Genomic DNA, 21,688 nt, shown 5'->3' with positions numbered 1-21,688 from the left:
GGCTAGTGCTGCTGGGCCAGGGCGTTCAGCACCCGGCGGACCGAGGACTCCAGCCCCCAGCGCGCGGTCAGGTCGACCAGCGCCTCCGGATCGGCCGGCTCGCGCGGCAGGTCGAAGGAGTCCCCACCGGCCCGGCGGGGCGCCAGGGTGACCGGGGCGTCGGTGGCGACCCGGACCACCCCGGGGGCGACCGCCAGGTAGTCGGCGGCCTCGGTCAGGCGGCGGCGCTGGGTGGCGGTCAGCCCCGGGTCGCCGGCATCCCGGGCGGCCAGCAGCGTGGCCAGGTCGCCGTACCGGGCCAGCAGCGCCGCCGCGGTCTTCTCCCCGATCCCGGCCACCCCCGGCAACCCGTCGCTCGGGTCGCCGCGTAGCACCGCCATGTCGGCGTAGGCGCTGCCCGACGCCACCGCGTACTTCTCGGCCAACCGGGCGGTGTCCACCTGCTCGATGTCCTTGATCCCGCGGATCGTGTACAGCACCCGCACCGGGGCGTCGTCGTCGACCAGCTGGAACAGGTCCCGGTCGCCGGTCACCACCAGCACCGGGCCGTGACCGGACTCCCGGTGGGTCAGGGTGCCGATCACGTCATCCGCCTCGAACCCCGCCGCACCGGCCCGGGCGATCCCGAGCGCGGCCAGCACCTCGGCGATCACCGGCACCTGGGGCGCCAGGGTGTCCGGGACCTCCTCCTGCTCGGTGGAGCCCTCGGCCACCCGGTGCGCCTTGTAGGACGGGATCGCCTCGACCCGGAAAGCCGGCCGCCAGTCCTCGTCCCAGCAGGCCACCAGCCGGGTCGGCCGGTGGTCGGTGACCAGCCGGGCGATCATGTCCAGCAGGCCCCGGACCGCGTTCACCGGGGTGCCGTCCGGCGCCTTCACCGAGTCCGGGACGCCGTAGTAGGCGCGGAAGTACAGGGACGCGGTGTCCAGCAGCATCAGGGGGCCGGTGGCGGTCATGGGGGAAACCTAGGCTCAGTAGGTGAACCGGGCGACCCGGCCGCGCAGGTCCTCGGACATCCGGGCCAGCTCGGCGATCGCGTCGCCCATCTGGCCCAGGGTCTGGCTGGAGGACGAGGCAGCGGACGCCACCCCGGTGATGTTGGTGGCGATCTCCCCGGAGCCGGTGGCGGCCTCGGCGACCGACCGGGACATCTCGGTGGTGGTCGCGGTCTGCTCCTCCACCGCCGAGGCGATCGTGAGCTGGTAGTCGTTGATGCTGGCGATGATGTGGCCGATCTCCCCGATCGCGGTCACGGCGGCACCGGTGTCGGCCTGGATCGCCTCGACCCGGCGCACGATGTCCTCGGTGGCCTTGGCGGTCTCCTGGGCGAGCTCCTTGACCTCACCGGCGACCACGGCGAAGCCCTTGCCGGCCTCCCCCGCGCGGGCCGCCTCGATCGTGGCGTTCAGGGCCAGCAGGTTGGTCTGCTCCGCGATGGAGGTGATCGCCTTGACCACGTTGCCGATCTCCTGGCTGGACTCGCCCAGCCGGGACACCTGGTCGTTGGTGGCGACCGCGACGTCGGTGGCCTGGCCGGCGACCTTGGCCGCCTGCGAGGCGTTCTGGGCGATCTCCCGGATGCTGGCACCCATCTGCTCGGCGCCGGCCGCGACGGTCTGCACGTTGCGCGAGACCTGCTCGGCGGCCGCGGCGACCACCCCGGCCTGGGCGGAGGTCTGGTCCGAGCCGGCGACCACCTGGGTCGAGGCGGCGGACAGTTCCTCGGCGGCGGCGGCCACGGTCTGGGCGGTCTCGACCACGCCGGAGATGGTGTCGCGCAGGTTGGTCTGGGCGACCGCGAGCGCCCGGGACATCTGCCCCAGCTCGTCGTCGGTGTCCACCCGCGGGGCCACGGTCAGGTCGCCGTCCGCCATCGCCACGATCGCGCGCTGCACCTCCTGCACCTGACGGCGGATGATCCCGGCGATCACCAGGCCGACCCCGGCAACCAGGCCGATCCCGACCACCAGCAGGGTCAGCAGCAGTCGGGTCGCCGACGACGCCTCGTGTGCGGCAGTGTCCGAAACGGTGGACAGGTAGTCCTGCGCGGACTGCTCGGCCTGCTCCAGGGCGGTGACCATGGCGTCGATCGCCGGCTGGGAGACCTCCTCGCTGAGCTGCTCGAACGCGGCTTGATCGGAGGCGAAGGCGGCGGGCACCAGCTGGTCGTCCCGGATCTGGGTCCAGGCGGCCCAGGCGTCCTTGAAGTCGCTCCAGCCCGGGACCACGGTGCTGCCGATCCCCTGCTCGAAGGCGTCCGCGGCGGCCTGCAGGTCGGCGTCGGTGGCGGCCATCCCTGCCAGGGCGGCGTCCTGCTCGTCCTGGGTGCTGGTGTCCACCGCACCGGCCTGGGCGATCAGCATCCGGGCCTTGATCTCCTCCTGATGCACCACGGCCAGCGGGGCGATCACGTTCTGGCTCACGTCGGTCACCGTGGCGGTGGAGGCGGCCAGCGAGTTCAGCCGGACCGTGGCGACCGTGCCGATCACCACCGAGACCACGCCGAGCAGGGCCAGCAGCATCAGGATCTTGGTGCGCACCCCCCGGTTGGTGAACCAGGCGGTGCCGCGCCGGGTGGGCCGGTGCCCGGTCTCCGAGGGGTGGGCGCCGCGCTGGGTCGGGATGAGCGCGGTGTGGGTGGACGTCGCTGTCGGCATGGTCGGTCCTTCGGCGTGAGTGTGCGGTCCCTGCGGCGGTCTGATCGGCCCCGTGCGGAGGGCTGTGAGGGGATGCGCCGGGTGAGAACGACCGAGGGCGGGCACCCGGTGTGGGTGCCCGCCCTCGTGTGCGGTCCGGATCAGGCGGCGGTGGCCTGGTCGACGTCCAGCACCAGCAACAGCCGGCCGTCCAGCTTGTGCGCGCCCAGGATCAGCGGGCGCAGCCCGGCGTCCAGGGTCTCCGGCGGGGCCTCGAACGAGTCCGGGCCGACCTCCATCACGTCGCCGATCTCGTCCACCAGCAGGCTGACCGGCTCACCGTCCACCTGCACCACCACCATCATCGGCTCGGCGTCCTCGTCCAGCGGCGCCAGGCCCAGCCGCGGGCGCAGGTCCACGGTGAGCACCACCTGCCCGCGCAGGTTCACCAACCCGGCCACCCCAGGCGGGGCCAGCGGCACCCGGGTCCGGGTGTGCGACCGCAGCGCCTCCTGCACCCGGGTCACATCGACCCCGTACAGGCTGCCGCCGAGGGCGAAGGTCACGTACTGGCTCATCGGGCCACTCCCACCAGGTCGTCGGCGCTGAACTGGGTCGGCAGCACGGCCGCCTCGACCCGCTCGTCGTAGAAGGCGGCATCCGCGGCCAGGATCGCCCGGCGCACGTCCAGCAGTTCGGTCACTCGGTCGCCGAGCACCGTGGAACCGACCAGGCCGGCGTCCTCGATGTCGGAGTGCCGGGCAGAGTCGTCGTCGACGATGTCCACGATCTCCCGGACCACCAGGCCGACACTGCGACCGGCCCGCGAGTACACCACCAGCAGCAGCTCGGAGGACTCCTCCTCGCCGTAGGCACCCAGGATCCGATCCAGCCGGGCCAGCGGCAGGATGGTGCCCCGGTACTGCACCACCTCCCGGCCGCCGACCCACTCGACCTGGTCCGCCCGGACATGTTCCAGCCGGGCCACCGACGCCAGTGGCATCGCCACCTGCCTGCCACCACCGATGCCGACCACCAGCACCTGCTGCAGGTCGTGCGCCTCGGCAGCGGCCGCCGCCGCATGCGCCTCCCGGGCCGCGAGCTCCAGCTCCCCGGCCAGGGCGCGCCGGGCGATCGCCTGCACATCCAGGATCAGCGCCACGTGCCCGTCGCCGAGCACCGTCGCACCGGCATAGGCACCGATCGCCTTCAGCCGGGCGGACAGCGGCTTGACCACGATCTCCTCGGTGTTCAGCACCCGGTCGACCAGCAGGCCGAACCGCTGGTGGTCCGACTGCACCACCGCGATCACCTGCGCGGCGCTGTCGGCCGGCACCTCCAGCACGCTGGACAGCGATACCAGCGGCAGCAGCTCGCCGCGCAGCCGGTACACCGGGGCCTCGTGGATGTGCTCGATGCCCGATTCCGAACGCTGCGAGTCCAGCGCCACCAGCTCCAGCAGGTTCACCTGCGGGATCGCGTACAGGTCACCGGCGCACTCCACGGTCAGCGCGGGCATGATCGCCAGGGTCAGCGGGATCCGCAGCCGCCAGGTCGTGCCCCGGCCGACTGCCGAGTCGACCTCGACCGCACCGCCGATCGCCTCGATCTTGGTCCGGACCACGTCCATCCCGACCCCGCGGCCGGACACGTTCGTCACGGCCTCCGCGGTGGAGAACCCGGGCAGGAACAGCAGCTGCAACAGGTCGGACGGGCTCATCGCGTCCACCTGCGCCTGGGTGCGCAGCCCGCGCTGGACCGCCTTCGCGCCGATCTTCTCCGGGTCGATGCCCCGGCCGTCGTCGGCGACCTCCACCACCACCTGCCCGGACGCGTGATACGCCCGCAGCGCCAGCTCACCCTTCGGCGACTTGCCCACGGCGACCCGGTCCTCGGCGGACTCGATGCCGTGGTCCACCGCGTTGCGCACCAGGTGGGTCAGCGGGTCCTTCACCGCCTCCAACAGGCTGCGGTCCAGCTCGGTGTCACCACCGGACAGGTCGAGACGCACCTCGCGATGGCAGACCGCCGCCAGGTCGCGCACGATCCGGGGCATCTTCGACCAGACGTGCTCGATCGGCTGCATCCGGGTCTTCATCACGCCCTCCTGCAGCTCCCCCGCGATCAGGTTCAGCCGCTGCGCGGAACGGGCCAGGTCGACGTCCTCGGTGCCGGAGGCCAGGCGGCTGATCTGGTTGCGGGCCAGGACCAGCTCGCCGACCTGGCGCATCAGGGCGTCCAGCAGGTCGACGTCCACCCGGATGGACGCGTCGGCGGCGCCGGTGCGCAGGGCGCCGACCTCCTCCGCGGGCGGGGTCGGGGGTGCGGCGGGGGGTGCTGCCGGGGTGGCGGCGGCCGGGGTTGCCGGGGTGGGTGCCGGTGCGGGCTGGTGCGCCGCGGGGGTGGCGGGGGCCGGGGCCGCGGGAGTGGCGAGGGCCGGAGCCGCAGGGGCCGGAGCCGCGGGGGTGGCGAGGGCCTGGGCTTCGATGGTGGCCTGGGTCGCCGGGGTGGCCGGGGTGGCCTGGGTCGCCGGGGTGGCCTGGGTCGCTGCCGGGATGCGCTCGACGGCCGGGGCCGACTGGGGCTGGATCAGGCCCGCCGGGGCGGGTGCAGGCTCGGCGACGGCCTCGGTTGCCGGTGCGCCGGCCGCCGGGGTGATGGTCGGCGAGAGGCTCCCGGCGACGGTCGGCGCCGGGACCTGCTGCTCGGGTGCCCGGTGCTCGGCGGCGGCCTCGTCGACTGGCCCGGACGGCTGCGTCGGGCCGGACTGATCGGCCGGTCCGGCCGGTTCCGCCGTGGCGGCCTGACCAGCGGGCTGGGCCGACTCGGCGGCTACCTGAGCGCTGGGCTGGGCCGACTCGGCTGCGGCCTGAGCGCTGGGCTGGGCCGGCTCGGCAGCGGCTTGACCACTGGGCTGAGCCTGCTCGGCGGCCTGGGGGTCGCGGGCCTGCACCGCCTCGATCGCGGCGATCACCGGGTCGACCTGCACCGCGCCCTCGCCACCCTCGTTCTCGATCGAGCGCAAGATGTCGCGGATCGTGTCGACCAGCCGCAGCAGCACGTCGGTGGTCGGCTGATCCATCGACCGGCGACCGTCCCGCAGCTCGACCAGCAGGTTCTCCCCCGCGTGCGCGACCCGCTCCAGGTTCGAGAACGCCAGGAACCCGCTGGTGCCCTTGATGGTGTGGATCGTCCGGAACACGCTGGCGATCAGCGCCCGGGAACCGGGGTCGCTCTCCAGGGCCACGAGGTCCTGGTCCAGCTGGTCCAGGTTCTCGTAGCTCTCCACCAGGAACTCGCGGACGATCTCGTCCATGTCCTCCACGTCTGCCTCCTCCGGCACTGCCCGTCAGGGTGCACATCGGCGGCGCGAGCAGGGTCGTGAGCCTTTCCGCGGCCGAGCGCGCACCGCGCCCGGGTGAAGCCGAGCCGCCGCAGACCGCCCGGCGCGCGACCGACCCCCTGTGCCGCCGGTGGCAGCAGGGCCGCACCGTCCTCACGGGTCGGGTCGCCCGGACCCCGACGTCGAATGCGGAGAAGTTGAGCCCGATTCCGCCCGAAACGCCTCAGGAACTCCGCACTCGACGAGGGCGCCGGGGAAGTCGGGCAGCGCGCGAGGGTCGGACGGGCACGCGCCGAGCCGGCAGCCAAGTGGACCGGCACGCGCCGAGCCGGCAGCCAGGCGGGCGGGCGCGGGACCGGGGCAGCCGTGGAATCGGAGCCGGGCGAGTCAGGCACGCTGGCGTGCGCCGGAGGCGCGGCCCGCCCTCCCGGCGCGACGCTGGTCGGCCGCGGGGACCGGGCTGCGCGGCTCGACCGCAGAGTCGGGACTGCGCGCTCAGGCGCGAGAGCCGGAGCAGTCCCGCGGAAGCCGTCGGTCAGGCACGCGGGCGGGGGCGCGGGACCGGGCGGGAGCCGCGGGAAGGCTCGGCACTGGCTGTCCGTGCCTCCGGGGCGGGCTCCTCGGCCGGAGCCGCAACCGTCGAATCACGCTGATCGGCAGCACTGCGGTCGGCCGGGACCTGCTGGTCGGCCGAGCTGCCGTCCGCCGGGCGGGGCGCGAGGAGCGTGCGCAGCGACTCGGCATCGTCGTCGTCGGCCGAGCTGGCGGCGACGTTGGCGGCGGTGACGGCCTCCAGGACCTCGGCGCGGTGCACGGCGACCGAGCGGGGGGCGTCGATCCCCAGGCGGACCCCGTCGCTGCGGACCTCGATCACGGTCACGACGATGTCGTCTCCGATCACGAGTCGCTCCCCGACCCGCCTGCTCAGCACCAGCATGCCGCCGACCCTACCCGCCCAAGTCGCCCGAATCACCGCGCCGAACCGCCGCGCGGCCGTTCACCCGCCACGATCACCCGGCCCAGCGGGCCGTCCGCGGCGTCACTGCGCCGAGAGAGCACGAATGCACGCCTCAGAGCCCGGGAGACGTGCATTCGTGCACTCTCGGTCGACGCGGGGTCCGCAGGCGGGTCCTGCGGCAGGCGCGACGGGGCGGCGCGGGGCGGGACGCTCGGGCCAACCCCGGGCGGGCGGCGCGGGACTGGACGCTCAGCCCGGCCCTGGCTGTCCGCGGGGCCGCTGCGCCGAGAGTGCACAAATGCACGCCTCAGAGCCCGGGAGGCGTGCATTCGTGCACTCTCGGCTGACGCAGGGTCCGCAGGCGGGTCCGGCGGCAGCCGCGACGGGGCGGCGCGGTGCGGGTCGCTCGGGCCAGCCCGGGGCGTGCGACGCGGCGCAGAGGCTCGGCCCGGCCTGGGCCGTCTGCGGCACCGGCCTGGCCGGGCAGCGCGGCGCGGGCTCGGCACCGGCCGGGCCAGGCGACGCGGTGCGGCGTGGGCGGTGAGCGTCGGGCTGCGGGGCAGGCGGGGCGCGCGACTCGGGCGGGGCCGAGGCGGGGCCGGTCAGCCCCAGTCGGTGCCCTCGGGGAGGTGTTCGCCGAGGGCGGCGGCCCAGGCCATCCGGGAGGCGGGCACACCGTCGATCCAGGCGACCGGGACCGGCAGGCCGAGGACGGTGCCGGGCTCGCTGGTGTCGAACAGGCCGGTGACGGCGAGGGCGTCGATCCGGCGGTGGGCGCCGACCGCACCGAGCCAGCGGGTGCAGTCGCGGGGCTTGGAGCGCGCGTCGGCCACGGCCCAGACCTGGGTGGGGTCGAGGGCGGCGATCAGCTCGGCGGCGGCGGACTCGCGGGAGCGCCCGGGCGTGGCGCCGACGGCGACCACGGTGAGGTCGGCGCCGGGATCGAGCTGGGTGCGCCAGCGGGCGGCGACGGCAGGGGTGGCGAGCCGGCGGGCGGCGGGGGCGTCCAGGTCACCGGCCCGGACGACGGCGCCGCCGGAGGTGTGCCGCAGGACCAGCAGCTCGGCGACCCGGAGGGCGTCCTCGGGCAGACCGGCGACGACCAGGACGCTGCCGGGGTCGCGGGGCAGCGGCGGAGCGGGCGGTACGGCGGCGAGCAGCCGGGACAACTGCACCGGGCCGTCGCCGACGATCGTGAGCAGGTGGGCGGGCACACCGAGGTCGGCCAGGTGGTGCCGCGTGACCGGGCCGGTGGGGGGTGCCGGATCCGGACCGGCGGAGCCCGTGGTCCAGCGGTCGCGATCGGGGGCGGACGCGGACCCCGGGTCACGCTCGAAAGCACCGGCAGTGCCCGGGTCACGCTCGGGCGAGCCGTTGGGCACCGAGGCCGGGTTGGGCCAACCGGTGGGCCCCGCGTCCAGGGCAGGCGAACCGGCGGGCCCCGAGGCCGAGTCGGGCCAACCGCTGGGCCCCGCGTCCGGGGCAGGCAATCCGTCGGACCCCGAGTCCGGGGCGGGCCAACCGCTGGGCCCCGCGTCGGCGAGGGGCGCACCGGCAACCGCCCCCGCACCCGGCGCACCGGCAACCGCCCCCGCACCCCCGGTCCGCCCCCGCGCGTCGTAGGCGCCGAGGTCCTCCCCCTCCACCACCCGGTCCTCCGGCGGCAGGCCGGACAGCGCGCGCATCTGGTCCAGCAGGTCGGCGAAGGCGGCCTCGCCGGTGGAGACCCGGGGCGCGTCGTCGGGGCCGGCCTGGCTGGGGACGGCGGCCAGGGCGGGGGCACCGTCGGCGGCGTCGGCGGCGGCCAGCAGGGCGTCCATCCCGGACAGGGCGGGGGCGCCGGTCCGGCCGGCGAGGGCGGCACGGCGGGCGCGCAGGCTGGGGGTGGTGGTGACCGGGGCGTCGGGGACGTCGATGGTCAGCTCGTAGCGCTCGCGGGCGAAGAACCCGGCCAGTCCCCCGGTGCGCACCCGTTCGGCACGGACGATCCGGGCGGCCGGCCCGAACTCGGCGCGGACCTGGGCCATGAGTTCGGCCAGGTCGGAGCCCTCAAGCAGCAATCGCGTGGGCACCGCTCACCGTCCCGACCGTCTCGATCTGGACGCCACCACCGGTGACCTCGGAGTAGGAGAGCACGGCGAGCCGCTCGGTGCCGGGGCCGCCGAGCAGCATCACCTTGTGCAGCGCCGGGCGCAGGGCGGGGGCGCAGACCAGGACGACGGTGCGCCCGCTGGCCTCGGCCTCGGCGACCGCAAGGCGCAGGCGTTCGAGCATCGCCTCCAGCCGGCTCGGGTCGGTGACGATCTGCACGCCGCTGTCGGAGGGCCGCAGCGCCTCGACCAGCTGCTGCTCCCACACCGGGTCGAGGGTGAGCACCCGCAGCACGCCGTCGGAGGCGTACTGGGCGGCCAGTGCCGGGCCGAGCGCACCACGGGCGGCCTCGATCAGGCCCTCCGGGTCGGTGGACACCTTGGCGCGCAGGGTGAGCGCCTCGTAGATCCGGCCGAGGTCGCGGATCGGCACCTCTTCGGCCAGCAGGCCCTGCAGCACCCGCTGCACCTCGCCGAGGGACAGCAGGCCGGGGATCAGTTCGTCGACGACCGAGGGGTTGACCTGCTTGACCCCCTCGGTGAGCACCCGGACGTCCTCCCGGCCGAGCAGCCTGGGGGCGTTGCGGGTGATGATCGCGCCCAGGTGGGTGATCAGCACCGAGACCCGGTCGACCACGGTGGCGCCGGACATCTCCGCGGCGTGCCGCAGTTCGGCGGGCACCCACTTGCCGGGCAGGCCGAACACCGGCTCGACCGTGGTCTGCCCGGGCAGTGCGGCCAGGTCGTCGCCCAGCGCCAGCACCTTCCCGGAGGGCGTCTCGCCCCGGCCGACCTCGACGCCGGAGATCCGCACCACGTAGGTCGAGCGCGGCAGGTCCACCGAGTCCCGGGTGCGGACCGGCGGGACGACGATGCCCAGCTCCATCGCGATCTTGCGGCGCAGCCCGCGGACCCGGTGCAGCAGGTCCTGGTCCGGGCCGTTGCCGACCAGGTCGACCAGGTCGGGGGCGAGCAGGATCTCCAGGGCGTGCACCCGCATCTGCTCGATCAGGGCCTCCGGGGTGTCCGCGCTGGCCGGGGCGGCGGTCGCGGTGAGCTGCGCCGCCTGTTCCGCCGCGGCCGCCTCCTTCTTCTGCCCGGCCTTGACCCGCTGCGCCATCACGATCAGCGAGGCGCCGACCAGCACGAACGGCAGCTTGGGCATCGACGGCAGCAGGGCCAGCGCGATCGCCCCGCAGCCGGCGATCATCAGCGCCGACTGGGACTGCATCAGCTGCTTGGACGCCGCGGTGCCCATGTCGCCCTCGGCGGTGGCCCGGGTGACCACGATGCCGGTGGACACCGACAGCAGCAGCGCGGGGATCTGGGTGACCAGGCCGTCGCCGATGGTCAGCAGGGAGAACTTCTCCAGCGACTCGTTGATGGTCAGGCCCATCTGGACCATGCCGATCACGAAGCCACCGATCAGGTTGATCAGCGTGATCACGATGCCGGCGATCGCGTCGCCCTTGACGAACTTGGACCCACCGTCCATCGCGCCGTAGAAGTCGGCCTCGGCGGCGACGTCGGCGCGGCGCTTGCGGGCGGTGTCCTCGTCGATCAGCCCGGAGTTCAGGTCGGCGTCGATCGCCATCTGCTTGCCGGGCATCGCGTCCAGGGTGAAGCGGGCGCCCACCTCGGCGACCCGGCCGGCACCGTTGGTGATCACCACGAACTGGATGACCACCAGGATCAGGAAGATCACCAGCCCGATCACCAGCGACCCGCCGACCACGAAGTGCCCGAACGCGTCGATCACCTGTCCGGCGAAGCCGTCCCGCAGCACCAGCCGGGTGGAGGCGACGTTCAGCCCGAGCCGGAACAGGGTGAACACCAGGATCAGCGAGGGGAAGACGCTGAAGTCCAGGGGTCGCTTGACGTACATCGCGGTCAGCAGGATCACCAGGGAGGCGGTGATGTTGATCGCGATCAGCACGTCCAGCAGCGCGGCGGGCAGCGGCACCACCAGCAGCAGGACGATGCCGACCACGCCCACCGGGACGGCGAGCTGGGAGATCGACCGGTTCTTCATCGCGGGTTCCTTCAGGCGGCAGTCGTGGCGGCGTCGCGGAGGGCCTTGCGGGCGGCCGCGGGAGTGGTCGGGACGTCGTCGGGGGCGACCGAGCCGCCCGGGATGACGTGTTTGCCCATCGCCGCACCGCGGCGCTTGAGCTGCATGACGAAGGCGAGCACCCGGGCCACCGCGGTGAACAGGTAGGCCGGGATCTCCTGGTCGACCTCGCAGGCGGCGTGCAACGCCCGGGCCAGCGGGATGTCCTCGATCATCGGCACGTGCGCCTCCTGGGCCCGCTCGCGGATCCGGGCGGCGACCGCGCCGGCACCCTTGGCGGTCAGCCGGGGCGCACCGGTACCGGGCTGGTAGCGCAGCGCGACGGCGACGTGGGTGGGGTTGACGATCACCACGTCGGCGTCGGCCACGGCGGCCATCATCCGGTTGCGGGACATCGCCATCTGCTTGGACCGGATCGCGCCCTTGACGTGCGGGTCGCCCTCGGTGCGCTTGTTCTCCTCCTTGAGCTCCTGCTTCGACATCCGGGTGTGCTGGCGGTTGCGGCGCATCACCACGATCACGTCGATGACGGCCAGCAGCACACCGGCGGCGATGCCGAGCCGGAGCAACTGGGTGACCCCGTCCCCGGCCACCCCGAGGATGTGCGGCAGCGGGATGGTGCCGGAGACCATCAGCTTGGGCAGCAGGCCCTGGACCACGGTGTAGAGCACCACCCCGACCACGGCGGTCTTCATCAGGGTCTTCAGGCCCTCCCACCAGGACTGCTTGCCGAACAGCCGCTTCATCCCGTTCACCGGGTTGAACTGCTGGGTCTGCGGCTTGAACTTCTTCACGTGCACGCCGCCCTGCGCGACCGCGGTGATCAGCACCGCCAGCACCACGACGGCGAACATCGGGGTCAGAGTGCCGACGATCGTGCCCATCCCGTCGAACAGCAGCTGGGTGACGGTGCCGGCGTCCGGGTCGGCGATCGCGTCGGCCACGGCGGACATCTGGTCCCGGGCCGCGTCCGCCGCACTGCCCGCCACCATCGGCAGCGTGATCGCGGCGGCGGCCAGGCCGATCCAGGCGGACAGGTCGGTGGACCGGGAGAGCTTGCCCTCCTTGTGCACCTCCTTCATCCGCTGGGCGGAGGCCTTCTCGGTCTTCTCCCCGGACTCGTTGCCGGCCACTACGACGCCACCCCCAGCAGGGAGTCGACCGCGTCGGTCGCCAGGCCGTTGATCACGCCCGGCATCGCCAGGTACACGAAGCCGGCGAAGGTGACCGTCATCAAGATCTTCAGCGGGAAGCCGAGCGCGAAGGCGTTCAGGGCCGGCGACACCCGGGTCAGCAGCCCCAGCCCGACGTCGGTGAGGAAGAGCACCGCGAGCAGCGGACCGGCGATCTGCAGCGCGGCCAGGAACATCTGCCCGATGCCGGAGGTCACCGCCGAGGCCATCTGCGCCAGGTCGAGCGAGGCGCCGAGCGGCAGCGCGTCGAAGGAGCGGGCCATCCCGGCGATCAGCACCCCGTACCCGCCGGAGGCGAACAGCAGGGCCAGCGCCGTCCACTGGTAGAGCTTGGCGAACTGCGCACCGGCGGTCATGTTCATCGGGTCGAAGGCCTGGGCGAGCTGGAACCCGCCGAACAGGTCGATCAGCCCACCGGCGGCCTGCACCGCACTGAACACCAGCGACACCAGGAAGCCCAGCGCGCCGCCGATCACCACCTGCATGACCAGCTCGCCGAGGAACTGGCCGGTGGAGACGATCTCGTGCTGCTCCAGCCGGGGCAGCACCGCCAGCGCCAGCCCGACCGACAGCATCGCCTTGATCCGGCCCGGGATGCCGCGGTGCGCGAACGGCGGGGCGATCACCAGGAAGGCGGCGAACCGCACCCCGGCGAGCATGGCGGTCTGCACGGTGGCCAGCGGCAGCGTGACGTCCATCAGCCCAGCAGCTCCGGGATCCGGCCGAACAGCTGGCTGGTGAAGCTGACCAGCTCGGCGATCATCCAGTGCCCGCAGACCAGCAGCGCCACCGCGGCACCGATCGCCTTGGGCACGAAGGAGAGCGTGACCTCCTGGATCTGGGTGACCGACTGCACCAGCGACACCGCGAAGCCGATCACCAGGGCGGTGATGAGCACCGGGGCGCACAGCTTGGCGGCGACGATCAGCGCGTCCAGGCCGATGTCCAGGACCGCGGAGGTGTCCATCAGCCACCACCCGTCGCGGCGCCGATCAGGGCGGTGACGATCAGGCCCCACCCGTCGACCAGCACGAACAGCAGCAGCTTGAACGGCAGGGACACCATCACCGGCGGCAGCATCATCATGCCCATGCTCATCAGCACCGAGGAGACGACCAGGTCGATCACCAGGAACGGGATGAAGATGACGAACCCGATGATGAACGCCGACCGCAGCTCGGACAGCATGAACGCCGGGATCAGCGTGAGCATCGGCACCGTCTCCGGCGACTCCGGGTTGGCCTGGTCGGCGGCCCGGGTGATCAGCGCCAGATCTTCCTGCCGGGTGTGCCCGAGCATGTAGTCCCGCAGCGGGGCCGACCCGGCGTCGATCGCGGATTGGAAGTCCAACGTGCCGTCCAGATAGGGCTGCACCCCGAGGTCGTTGACCTGGGAGAGCACCGGCGCCATCACGAACAGCGACAGGAACAGCGCCAGCCCGGCGATCACCTGGTTCGGCGGCACACCCTGCAGCCCGAGCGCGTTCCGGGTCAGGGACAGCACCACGAAGATCTTGGTGAACGCGGTCATCATCAGCAGCAGCGACGGCGCGATGGACAGCAGGGTGATGCCGATCAGCACCACCACCGAACTGCTCGGGGTGCCGTTGACGCCGTTGATCGCGACCGAGACCTGCCCGGTGCCCGGGTCGGTGGGGGCCACCGGTGCGGCGGGTGCCGCCGGGTCGGCCGGCGGGACCGGGGCAGCGTGCCCGGTGGCGGCGGCCAGGGTGACCAGGAACAGGGTGACCAGCAGGACCGCCGCGGTGAGCAGGGCGATCCGGGGCAGCTGGGCGCGGGCGCGCAGCAGGGTGTCGCTCACCGGCGCACCGTCCGCTCGCGCAGCGCGGAGACCGCCTGCTTCCAGGTGGAGGGCGCCAGGATCGACCCGTCCAGCGGACCGGCGTTCACCGCGGCGGGTTCGGCGGCGGGCGCCAGGTCCGTGGGGTCGATGTCGGCGACCCGGGCGCCGGCCAGGCCGGGCACCGTGGTGTGCTCGCCAGGCGAGGGCTGGGTGGGCACCGCGGTGGCGGCGTTCAGCCGGGCGGCGGTGGCCAGGGCGGAGTTCGCCGCGGCCAGGGCGGCGGCCGCCGGAGCGACCGGGGCGACTGCGGGGGTGGCGGGCGCGGCCGGCTCAGTCTCGGCCATCGCCCCGGCCAGCGCGGACTCGAAGGATTCCGTCCGGCGCCAGGAGAACAGCGGCTTGGCCGACCGGACCGGCTCGGCGGGCACCGGCTCGGCCTCGGCGGCGACCGGGTCCAGCTCGGTGAGCATGGTGATCTGCTGCTCGCCGAAGCCGACCAGCAGCCGGCGCTCGCCGATCGCGAGCACCGCGACCCCGGCGTGCCGGCCGAGCGCCTGGCGGCCGACCACCTCGATCGCGGGGCCGGTGGCGCGGCGGCCGCCCTTGCCCCACCCGGCCTTGCGCGCCACGACCCAGATCAGGCCGAGCACGCAGGCCAGGGCGAGCGCGGTCCGCGCGGCGAGCACCAGTGTGTCCATGGCTGCGGTCAGCCCTGCGTCTCGTCGCCGCGGGCGATCTCGGTGATCCGGATGCCGAACTCCTCGTCGATCACCACGACCTCGCCGCGGGCGATCAGCTTGCCGTTGACCATCACGTCCGCCGGGCTGCCCGCCGCGCGGTCCAGCTCCAGCACCGCACCCGGGGTCAGCTCCAGCACCTGGCGGACCGGCAGCTTGGTGCGGCCCAGCTCGGCGGTCAGGGTCATCTCCACGTCGTAGAGCACGGTGAGGCTGGCGCGCTGGGTCGGCACGCCGGCCGCCTGCGGGGTGGGCTCGGCGCGCAGCCGGAGCGCGAACCAGGCCTGGGCGGTGCCGTCCTCGCCGGTCAGGGCGACCAGGGCGGCGTCCGGGGCCAGGGCGGTGGACACCGGCTCGGTCCGGGCGGACTCCAGCACCCCGGCGCCCAGCTCGGCGACCGCGGCCTCCAGTGCCGGGCGCAGGGCGTCGGCCAGGTCCAGGGCGGTGCCGTCCGGGGCCCCGGCGACCAGGGCGTCGCGGACTGCTTGGTCGGCGACCAGCAGCACGTCGGCGCTGTTCGGCCCGACGAAGCTGGCGACCACGGCGATCGCGTCGGCGGCCGGGGCCTGGCCGGCCGGCGCGGGCGCGGGGGTGAGCGGGGTGGCGGCGGGCAGCAGCCGGGCGGCGGCCGCCGCGGCGGACAGCGCGACCGCGCCGGTGTCGGCGATGGTCTGGGCGTTCATCAGTGCTTCTCCTCGACGGTGACGACCATGCAGGCCAGGCGGGAACCGTTGTTGCCGGCGGCGGCCCGGGCCAGGACCACGCCGTCCACCACCACATCCAGTGGCTGCGACGACGGGTGGGACAGCGGGATGACCTCGCCGACGGCCAGGTCCACGACCTGGCGGGGCCGGACGGTCAGCGGGGCGAAGCGGACGGCCAGCTCCACCGGCACGTCCTCCACCGCGGACTCCAGATCAGCCAGCGCGGCCTCGTGCGCCCGCTGGTCCTCGTCCGACCGGCCCGAGGTGCCGTCGCCGGCGCGTACCGCGCCCAGCAGCAGCTCGGCCGGGAACATCACGGTGGCGACGTCCTCCCGCTCACCGATCCGCAGCGTGAACCCGGCGACCAGCACCGCGTCCGAGGCCGGCACCACCTGCACGAACTGCGGGTTGTACTGCACCGAGCGGACGTTCACCTCCAGCGGGGTGAGCGCGGCGAAGGCGTAGCCCAGGTCGCCCAGGGTGGCCTGCATCAGGCCGCGCACCAGGGTGAACTCGATCTCGGTGAGTTCGCGCTCCTCGGCCTCCCCGATGCCCGGGCCGCCGAGAAGGAAGTCGATCCAGGTCATCGTGGTGCTGAGCGGGAGCTGGACCACGGCGGTCTGCCGGGTCTGCTCGACCGTGCACAACATCATGGTGGTGGTGCCGGGCAGCGAGCGGACGTACTCGTCGTAGGAGGTGAGCGTGAGCTGGTCGAAGGTGACCTGGGCCATCACGCGCAGCCGGGCGGTGAGCTGATTGCCCCACTGCCGGGCGAAGGTCTCGAATGCCATCTCCAGCACCCGGGCGTGCTCGCGGGCCATCGTCATGGGCCGGCGGAAGTCGTAGGGCTCGGGGGCGTGCGTGCGCCGCCGCGAGCGTGCGGGGGTCTGCCCCGGGGTGTGGACCGTCACGCTGTCCCCCATCGGCGCACGGCAGGCCGTGTTGAGGGGTCGTCCGGAAGGTCCGAAAGGTCGTCCTGTTCCTGGCGGAAATGTCCGGGAACACGCGGACCCGTCCACGGCACCGGCCCTCCATGGGCCGTCCAGCTCCGTGGCGATGCGGCGCCCTCCATGGCGCCCCGACTGCGGTGCTACGGCATCACTGCGTCACGTAGTTGGTGTAGTTCACCTCCAGCACGTCGTCGTGGTACGCCTCGTTCAGCAGGGCGAGGAACTCGTCCTTGAGCGCGGCACGGCTGTCGGCGCCGGAGATGTCCGCCACCGACCGGCCGGAGAACAGCTCGATCGCGGTGTCCACCGCCTTGGAGGAATCCAGCTCCCCGTGGCCGTCCGCAGCGGCGTCGGCAGACAGCTGCACGGCGAAGCCCAATCGCAGGTAGTGCCCGTCGGCCAGGTTCAGGCTGATCGGCTCCACGGTGAGGATCTCCCCGGGCTCCGGCTCGGGTTCGGCGGCCGGCTCGTCGCTGCCGCCCGGCTTGAGCACCAGGAAGTAGGCCGCCGCCCCACCGATCACCAGCACCAGGGCCAGCACGATCACCAGCAGCTTGCGGGACTTCTTCGTCGGGGCCTCGGGCGCGGGCTCCTCCTTGGCGGGGGTGCCGCCGATCTTGCCGCCGCCGATCTTCTGACCGCCGCCGATCACACGCTGTTCGATGGGCATCTCACCCCTCCGTTCCGTCGGCCGCCACGGTGGGCAGCAGGGCGCGCACCGTCTCCGGCGCCGCGCTCAGGATCACGATGTCGACCCGCCGGTTGGCGGTCATGGCGTCCTCGCCCTGGCCGAGCACCAGGGGGCGGGTGTCGCCGAACCCGGTGGCCTCGCCCCGGGCGCCGGGCAGCCCGTCCACCTCCACCAGGCGGCGCAGCACCTGGGTGGCACGGTCGGCGGACAGTTCCCAGTTGGTCGGGTAGCGGCCGGACACCGGGATGGTGTTGGCGTGCCCCTCGACCGCGATCTGCTCCTTCAGCGCCACGATGGTCGGTGCGGCGTTGTCCAGCACCGCCTGGGCGGTCGGGGTCAGCTCCGCGGAGGCCGGGGCGAAGAACACGTCGTCGGCGACCAGCCCGAGCACCAGCCCGCGCTCGTCGATCCGGAACCGCACCGTGCCGTCCAGCCCCTGCTTGGCCAGGGCGGCGGTGATCTGCGCCTTGACCTCCTCCAGGTGCGCGGCCTCGGCCTGTGCGGCGGCGAGGGTGGCGGCATCGACCTGGGTGGCCGGGTCCGGGTTGGTCGCCGGGTCCGCGGCCTGCAGGCCCAGCCCCTCGTCGGCGTCCACCACCCCGGCGGTGCCGACATCCGGGGCGTCGGCCGCGGCGGAGGTGCCGTCCATCAAGCCGTCGGTGCCGTCCAGCACCGACTGGTTCACCGAGCCGTCGCCGAAGCCGGCGGCCAGCGACGCCTTGAGCTGGACGTACTTCTCCTGATCGACCTGGGAGATCGCGAACAGCACGATGAACAGCGCCATCAGCACGGTGATCATGTCCGAGTAGGACACCAGCCACCGCTCGTGGTTGACGTGCTCCTCCTCCTCGTGACCGCGGCGGCGGCCCTTGGCGGTGGTGCTCATGCGGCTTCCTTCGCGGCGGGCTGTTCCGGCAGCAGGCTGCGCAGCCGCTCGCCGACCAGCCGCGGGTTGGCGCCGGCCTGGACGGCCAGCAGCCCCTCCAGCGTCACCTCCATCTGCGCGCACTCCAGGTCGGAGAACCGCTTGATCCGGGTGCCGATCGGCAGCCAGACCACGTTCGCGGACAGGATGCCCCACAGGGTGGCGACGAAGGCCGCGGCGATCGAGTGGCCCAGGCTGGACGGGTCGGACAGGTTCTCCAGCACGTGCACCAGGGAGATCACCGTGCCGATGATGCCGATGGTCGGCGCATAGCCACCCATGTCCTGGAAGTACTTGGACCAGACCTTCTCCCGCGACCGCTTGGTGGCGATCTTGTCCTCCAGGATCAGGCGCAGGTCGTCCGGGTCGGTGCCGTCGATCGCGGCCTGCAACCCGCCGCGCAGGAACGGGTCGTCGATGTCCTTGGCCGCGTCCTCCAGCGCCAGCAGCCCCTCGCGGCGGGCCCGGTCGGCCAGCGACACCAGGGTGTCCACGGTCTGCGACGGGTCGGGCACCTTGTTCATGAACGCGCGCGGGACGGCGGCGAAGGAGGCCACCACGTCCTTGAGCGTGTGCCCGGCGATGCCCACGCCGATCGTGCCCACCCACACCAGCAGCAGCGGTGCGGGCAGGAAGATCGACATCGGGTCGGCGCCCTCCATGAACAGCGCACCGAAGATCGCCGCGAAGGCGACGACCACACCGATCAAACCTGCGGGGTCCATCAACGACTCCTGGGACGGAGGGGAACGGGATCGGCGAGCGGGGCGCGGTCGTCGTCACCGGTCTCCGGGTCGCCGTCCCGGACCAGCTCGACCGCGGGGGTGGGGTCCGCCTGGAGCTCCTGGGCTCGCGCCAGGAGCTGGGCGCGGTGCTCGTTGACCCGCGCGATCACCTCGGCCATCGACTCGCGGACGATGTACTTCGTCCCGTCGATGAGGGTGAGGATGGTGTCCGGCGCGCTGTCCACGCGCTGGAGCAGGTCGGGGTTCACCCCGAACTGTGCCCCGTTCAAGCGCGTCACGACGATCACGGCCGTATCCCATCCCTGGTGGTTCCGAAGCGGCGGGGCCCGTTGCCGGGCCTGCCGCGGTGGCCCTTCCGTGGGCCGTTCACCCGATCTGATCGGCCGCCGGAGGCGCGGTCTGAGCGCTTCCGGCGGCCGAACGGTCAGCGCTTGAGGTTCACCAGCTCCTGCAGCACCTCGTCCGAGGTGGTGATCACCCGGGAGTTCGCCTGGAACCCGCGCTGGGCGATGATCAGCGAGGTGAACTCGCTGGACAGGTCGACATTCGACATCTCCAGCGCGCCACCGGCCAGCGAGCCACGGCCACCGGCGCCGGCCACGCCGACCTGGGCGTCACCGGAGTTCACCGAGGAGCTGAACAGCGAGCCACCGGCCTTCTGCAGACCGGCCGGGTTGGTGAAGTTCGCCAGGGCGATCCGGCCGATCGCCTGCTTCAGGCCGTTGGAGAACGAGCCGGTGATCGTGCCGTCCGCGCCGAGCTGGAAGGACTGCAGGGTGCCCGCCGGACGGCCGTTCTGGGTGCCGGTGGCCACGGTGTCCACCGAGGCGTAGCCGGTGATGGTCGACAGGTCGACGGTCACCCCGCCCAGGGTGAAGGAGCCGGTGGAGGTGAGCGCGCCGTCCGCGTTGAAGGTCATCGCCTCGGTGCCGGTGGCCGGGTAGGAGGCGGTGCCGTCGGTGGCGGACATGGTCCAGCCGGTGGCGGTCTTGGTCAGGGTCAGGGTGATGTCCCGGGCGTTGCCCTGCGCGTCGTAGACCTCCAGGTCCAGCGACTTCACGGTGTTCTCCGCCGCGTCCGAGGGCAGGTTGCCGACGAAGGAACCGGTGGTGCTGGCCACCGCGCCCATCACGGTGCCGGCCGGGACCTTGAGGTCGGTGACCGGGCCGTTGGTGTCGATCACGCCGTTGACCGCCATCCAGCCCTGGACCAGTGCGCCGTCGCCCGGCAGGGTCATCTGGCCGGTGGAGTCGAAGTCGAAGGACCCGGCTCGGGTGTAGAAGGTCTCGGCGCCCTTGCGCACCACGAAGAAGCCGTCGCCCTGGATCATCATGTCGGTGCTGCGGCCGGTCAGCTGCGAGGCGCCCTGGGTGAAGGACGTGGTGATCCCGGCGACCCGGACCCCGAGGCCGACCTGTGCCGGGTTGGTGCCACCGGTGCCGGCCTCGGCGGCGCCCGCGCCGGTGACCAGCTGGCTGAGGGTGTCCTGGAACTGGGTCTGCGAGGACTTGAAACCGGTGGTGTTGACGTTGGCGATGTTGTTGCCGGTGACGTCGAGCATGGTCTGGTGCGAACGCAGACCGCTGATACCGGAGAAGAGCGAGCGGAGCATGGTGGATCCCTTCGGGGTGGGTCAGGCGTCGGTGGAGGTGTCGTCGTCGTCGGAGCCGGGCAGCTCGGACGGCCCGCCGGGGGTGGCGACGAAGGACACGGAGTTGAGGCTGATCTGCTCGTCGCCGACCAGGACGATCGGGACCGAGCCGGCGTAGGACACCCCGCTGACGGTCCCGTTCTGGGTCTTCCCGTCGGCGTCGGTCCAGGACACCTGCTTGCCGACCAGGTCGGCGGCGGACATCCGCATCTGCAGGGCGAAGGTCTCGCGGGCGGTGGCGGTCAGCTCCTCCAGCGACTCCATGGTGGACAGCTGGGTGGTCTGGGCCATCATCTGCGAGGTGTCCATCGGGCTGGACGGGTCCTGGTACTTCAGCTGGGCGACGAACAGGTTGAGGAACGCCTGCCGGTCCAGCTCGTTGGAGGCGGTCTTCTGAGTGGTGCCGGAGTTCCCGGCACCCTCGGTGATGTAGCTGACGTCAATCGACATGGGCTGCTCCTCAGACCAGCAGGTCGAGCCCGCCGGTGGCGGACCCGGGACGGACGGTGGGGACGGGGTCGGGCCGGTCGGCCGTCGCGGGGGTGACCGGGCCGGTGCCGGTCCGGGTGGACTGCGGTGACCGGCCACCGTCACCGGTGGAACCGGAGGCGCCGGACCCGGGGTCGCCGAGCTGGACGTCCGAGGACAGCCCGGACCCGGCCAGGTCCCGGCGCAGGTCGGGCAGGGCCGCGCGCAGCGAGTCGCGGGCCGCGTCGGTCGCGCCGACCAGCTCGACCCGCACCGACTCGGCGCTGATGTGCGCGATCACCTGCACGGTGCCGAAGTGCTCCGGGGTCACGGTCATGCTCAGCACGTGCCGGCCCGGACCGGCGGCCCGGAGCGCGGGCAACTGTTCGGCGAGCTTGCCCGCCAGCTGGTCGGCCAGCGGGGCGGCCGTCTCCCGGGCGGCCGTGGGCAGGGCGACCGAGCCGACCTGGACCGGGGCGGACGGCGTACTCACCGGGGTGGGGGCCGATGCCGCGGGGGCCGACGCGGCGGGGGTGGCCGGCTCGGCGGTCCGGGTCGAGGCGGAGGCGGTGGCCGGCTCGGTGGCGGGGGCGAGCGCCGGGGCGGTGGGCTGCTGCGCGGCCGCGGGCGGGAGAGCGGAGCCGGCGGTGGCCACCAGCCAGACGGCGAGGGCGGGCAGCGCCCAGCGCGGTCGCGCGCCGGTGTGGCGCGTCCGCCAGGCC

21 protein-coding genes are annotated in these 21,688 nt (G+C 73.3%); all 21 read right to left on the bottom strand.

All coding sequences use genetic code 11. The annotated features are described in order from the left end of the window. Positions 1 to 2: 2 nt before the first annotated feature. On the bottom strand, positions 3 to 956 hold the full coding sequence (locus HGA03_RS12865) for a 5'-3' exonuclease (protein WP_168630691.1): 954 nt from the start codon (positions 954 to 956) through the stop codon (positions 3 to 5). Positions 957 to 971: 15 nt separating this feature from the next. Next, positions 972 to 2,657, bottom strand: coding sequence for a methyl-accepting chemotaxis protein (locus HGA03_RS12860; protein WP_168630690.1), 1,686 nt, complete (start codon positions 2,655 to 2,657; stop codon positions 972 to 974). 140 nt (positions 2,658 to 2,797) lie between these two features. After that, positions 2,798 to 3,214: a chemotaxis protein CheW gene (locus tag HGA03_RS12855; protein ID WP_168630689.1), complete on the bottom strand. Its 417-nt coding sequence runs from the start codon at positions 3,212 to 3,214 to the stop codon at positions 2,798 to 2,800. Continuing rightward, a complete protein-coding gene (locus HGA03_RS12850; protein ID WP_247602137.1) occupies positions 3,211 to 5,952 on the bottom strand; it encodes a chemotaxis protein CheA in 2,742 nt (913 codons plus the stop codon). Before HGA03_RS12850 ends, HGA03_RS12855 begins: the two co-directional genes overlap by 4 nt. Before the next feature lie 562 nt (positions 5,953 to 6,514). Next, complete coding sequence (gene csrA, locus HGA03_RS19410) at positions 6,515 to 6,916, bottom strand: carbon storage regulator CsrA (RefSeq protein ID WP_168630688.1); 402 nt, start codon at positions 6,914 to 6,916, stop codon at positions 6,515 to 6,517. A 623-nt stretch (positions 6,917 to 7,539) separates the two neighbouring features. Further along, entirely contained in the window at positions 7,540 to 9,009 is a 1,470-nt protein-coding gene (locus HGA03_RS12840) for a hypothetical protein (protein ID WP_168630687.1), read from the bottom strand. Further along, entirely contained in the window at positions 8,987 to 11,059 is a 2,073-nt protein-coding gene (locus HGA03_RS12835) for a flagellar biosynthesis protein FlhA (RefSeq protein WP_168630686.1), read from the bottom strand. The genes HGA03_RS12840 and HGA03_RS12835 overlap by 23 nt, the downstream gene beginning before the upstream one ends. A gap of 11 nt (positions 11,060 to 11,070) precedes the next feature. After that, positions 11,071 to 12,231: an EscU/YscU/HrcU family type III secretion system export apparatus switch protein gene (locus tag HGA03_RS12830; RefSeq protein WP_239073434.1), complete on the bottom strand. Its 1,161-nt coding sequence runs from the start codon at positions 12,229 to 12,231 to the stop codon at positions 11,071 to 11,073. Next, positions 12,231 to 12,989 carry a flagellar biosynthetic protein FliR gene (locus HGA03_RS12825; RefSeq protein WP_168630685.1) on the bottom strand — a complete coding sequence of 253 codons (759 nt, stop codon included), beginning with the start codon at positions 12,987 to 12,989 and terminating at the stop codon, positions 12,231 to 12,233. The genes HGA03_RS12830 and HGA03_RS12825 overlap by 1 nt, the downstream gene beginning before the upstream one ends. Beyond that, positions 12,989 to 13,258, bottom strand: a complete 270-nt coding sequence (fliQ, locus tag HGA03_RS12820; RefSeq protein ID WP_168630684.1) for a flagellar biosynthesis protein FliQ — start codon at positions 13,256 to 13,258, stop codon at positions 12,989 to 12,991. Before fliQ ends, HGA03_RS12825 begins: the two co-directional genes overlap by 1 nt. Continuing rightward, positions 13,258 to 14,112, bottom strand: coding sequence for a flagellar type III secretion system pore protein FliP (gene fliP, locus HGA03_RS12815; protein ID WP_239073433.1), 855 nt, complete (start codon positions 14,110 to 14,112; stop codon positions 13,258 to 13,260). Before fliP ends, fliQ begins: the two co-directional genes overlap by 1 nt. Continuing rightward, positions 14,109 to 14,792, bottom strand: coding sequence for a flagellar biosynthetic protein FliO (locus HGA03_RS19405; protein WP_168630683.1), 684 nt, complete (start codon positions 14,790 to 14,792; stop codon positions 14,109 to 14,111). The genes fliP and HGA03_RS19405 overlap by 4 nt, the downstream gene beginning before the upstream one ends. Before the next feature lie 8 nt (positions 14,793 to 14,800). Then, positions 14,801 to 15,514 carry a flagellar motor switch protein FliN gene (fliN, locus tag HGA03_RS12805; RefSeq protein ID WP_168630682.1) on the bottom strand — a complete coding sequence of 238 codons (714 nt, stop codon included), beginning with the start codon at positions 15,512 to 15,514 and terminating at the stop codon, positions 14,801 to 14,803. Beyond that, a complete protein-coding gene (locus tag HGA03_RS12800) occupies positions 15,514 to 16,446 on the bottom strand; it encodes a flagellar motor switch protein FliM (RefSeq protein WP_345719372.1) in 933 nt (310 codons plus the stop codon). The genes fliN and HGA03_RS12800 overlap by 1 nt, the downstream gene beginning before the upstream one ends. A gap of 187 nt (positions 16,447 to 16,633) precedes the next feature. Next, positions 16,634 to 17,155 (bottom strand): flagellar basal body-associated FliL family protein, encoded by a 522-nt coding sequence (locus HGA03_RS12795; protein ID WP_168630680.1) that lies wholly within the window; start codon positions 17,153 to 17,155, stop codon positions 16,634 to 16,636. Position 17,156: 1 nt separating this feature from the next. Beyond that, positions 17,157 to 18,062, bottom strand: coding sequence for an OmpA/MotB family protein (locus tag HGA03_RS12790; RefSeq protein WP_168630679.1), 906 nt, complete (start codon positions 18,060 to 18,062; stop codon positions 17,157 to 17,159). Further along, a complete protein-coding gene (locus HGA03_RS12785) occupies positions 18,059 to 18,826 on the bottom strand; it encodes a motility protein A (RefSeq protein WP_168630678.1) in 768 nt (255 codons plus the stop codon). Before HGA03_RS12785 ends, HGA03_RS12790 begins: the two co-directional genes overlap by 4 nt. Further along, a complete protein-coding gene (locus HGA03_RS19400; protein WP_168630677.1) occupies positions 18,826 to 19,134 on the bottom strand; it encodes a flagellar FlbD family protein in 309 nt (102 codons plus the stop codon). Before HGA03_RS19400 ends, HGA03_RS12785 begins: the two co-directional genes overlap by 1 nt. A 137-nt stretch (positions 19,135 to 19,271) precedes the next feature. Continuing rightward, positions 19,272 to 20,459: a flagellar hook protein FlgE gene (locus HGA03_RS12775; protein ID WP_168630676.1), complete on the bottom strand. Its 1,188-nt coding sequence runs from the start codon at positions 20,457 to 20,459 to the stop codon at positions 19,272 to 19,274. A 21-nt stretch (positions 20,460 to 20,480) separates the two neighbouring features. Continuing rightward, the gene (locus HGA03_RS12770; RefSeq protein ID WP_168630675.1) at positions 20,481 to 20,948 is read right to left on the bottom strand and encodes a flagellar hook assembly protein FlgD; all 468 of its coding nucleotides are present in this window, start codon (positions 20,946 to 20,948) and stop codon (positions 20,481 to 20,483) included. Between the two features lie 10 nt (positions 20,949 to 20,958). Further along, positions 20,959 to 21,688: flagellar hook-length control protein FliK (locus HGA03_RS12765; RefSeq protein ID WP_168630674.1), on the bottom strand; the 730-nt coding region annotated here is incomplete at its 5' end.

This window comes from Cellulomonas denverensis (assembly GCF_012396125.1).
GTDB lineage: Bacteria > Actinomycetota > Actinomycetes > Actinomycetales > Cellulomonadaceae > Cellulomonas > Cellulomonas denverensis.
Note: the sequence above shows the minus strand (reverse complement) of the source record. Positions and strands in the feature narration are given on the sequence as shown.

Coding starts and splice junctions, on each gene's coding strand:
- HGA03_RS12865 (WP_168630691.1), bottom strand. CDS start 956: ATGACCGCCACCGGCCCCCTGATGCTGCTGGACACCGCGTCCCTGTAC.
- HGA03_RS12860 (WP_168630690.1), bottom strand. CDS start 2,657: ATGCCGACAGCGACGTCCACCCACACCGCGCTCATCCCGACCCAGCGC.
- HGA03_RS12855 (WP_168630689.1), bottom strand. CDS start 3,214: ATGAGCCAGTACGTGACCTTCGCCCTCGGCGGCAGCCTGTACGGGGTC.
- HGA03_RS12850 (WP_247602137.1), bottom strand. CDS start 5,952: ATGGACGAGATCGTCCGCGAGTTCCTGGTGGAGAGCTACGAGAACCTG.
- csrA (WP_168630688.1), bottom strand. CDS start 6,916: ATGCTGGTGCTGAGCAGGCGGGTCGGGGAGCGACTCGTGATCGGAGAC.
- HGA03_RS12835 (WP_168630686.1), bottom strand. CDS start 11,059: ATGAAGAACCGGTCGATCTCCCAGCTCGCCGTCCCGGTGGGCGTGGTC.
- HGA03_RS12825 (WP_168630685.1), bottom strand. CDS start 12,989: ATGGACGTCACGCTGCCGCTGGCCACCGTGCAGACCGCCATGCTCGCC.
- fliQ (WP_168630684.1), bottom strand. CDS start 13,258: ATGGACACCTCCGCGGTCCTGGACATCGGCCTGGACGCGCTGATCGTC.
- HGA03_RS19405 (WP_168630683.1), bottom strand. CDS start 14,792: ATGGACACACTGGTGCTCGCCGCGCGGACCGCGCTCGCCCTGGCCTGC.
- fliN (WP_168630682.1), bottom strand. CDS start 15,514: ATGAACGCCCAGACCATCGCCGACACCGGCGCGGTCGCGCTGTCCGCC.
- HGA03_RS12795 (WP_168630680.1), bottom strand. CDS start 17,155: ATGCCCATCGAACAGCGTGTGATCGGCGGCGGTCAGAAGATCGGCGGC.
- HGA03_RS12790 (WP_168630679.1), bottom strand. CDS start 18,062: ATGAGCACCACCGCCAAGGGCCGCCGCCGCGGTCACGAGGAGGAGGAG.
- HGA03_RS12785 (WP_168630678.1), bottom strand. CDS start 18,826: ATGGACCCCGCAGGTTTGATCGGTGTGGTCGTCGCCTTCGCGGCGATC.
- HGA03_RS12775 (WP_168630676.1), bottom strand. CDS start 20,459: ATGCTCCGCTCGCTCTTCTCCGGTATCAGCGGTCTGCGTTCGCACCAG.
- HGA03_RS12770 (WP_168630675.1), bottom strand. CDS start 20,948: ATGTCGATTGACGTCAGCTACATCACCGAGGGTGCCGGGAACTCCGGC.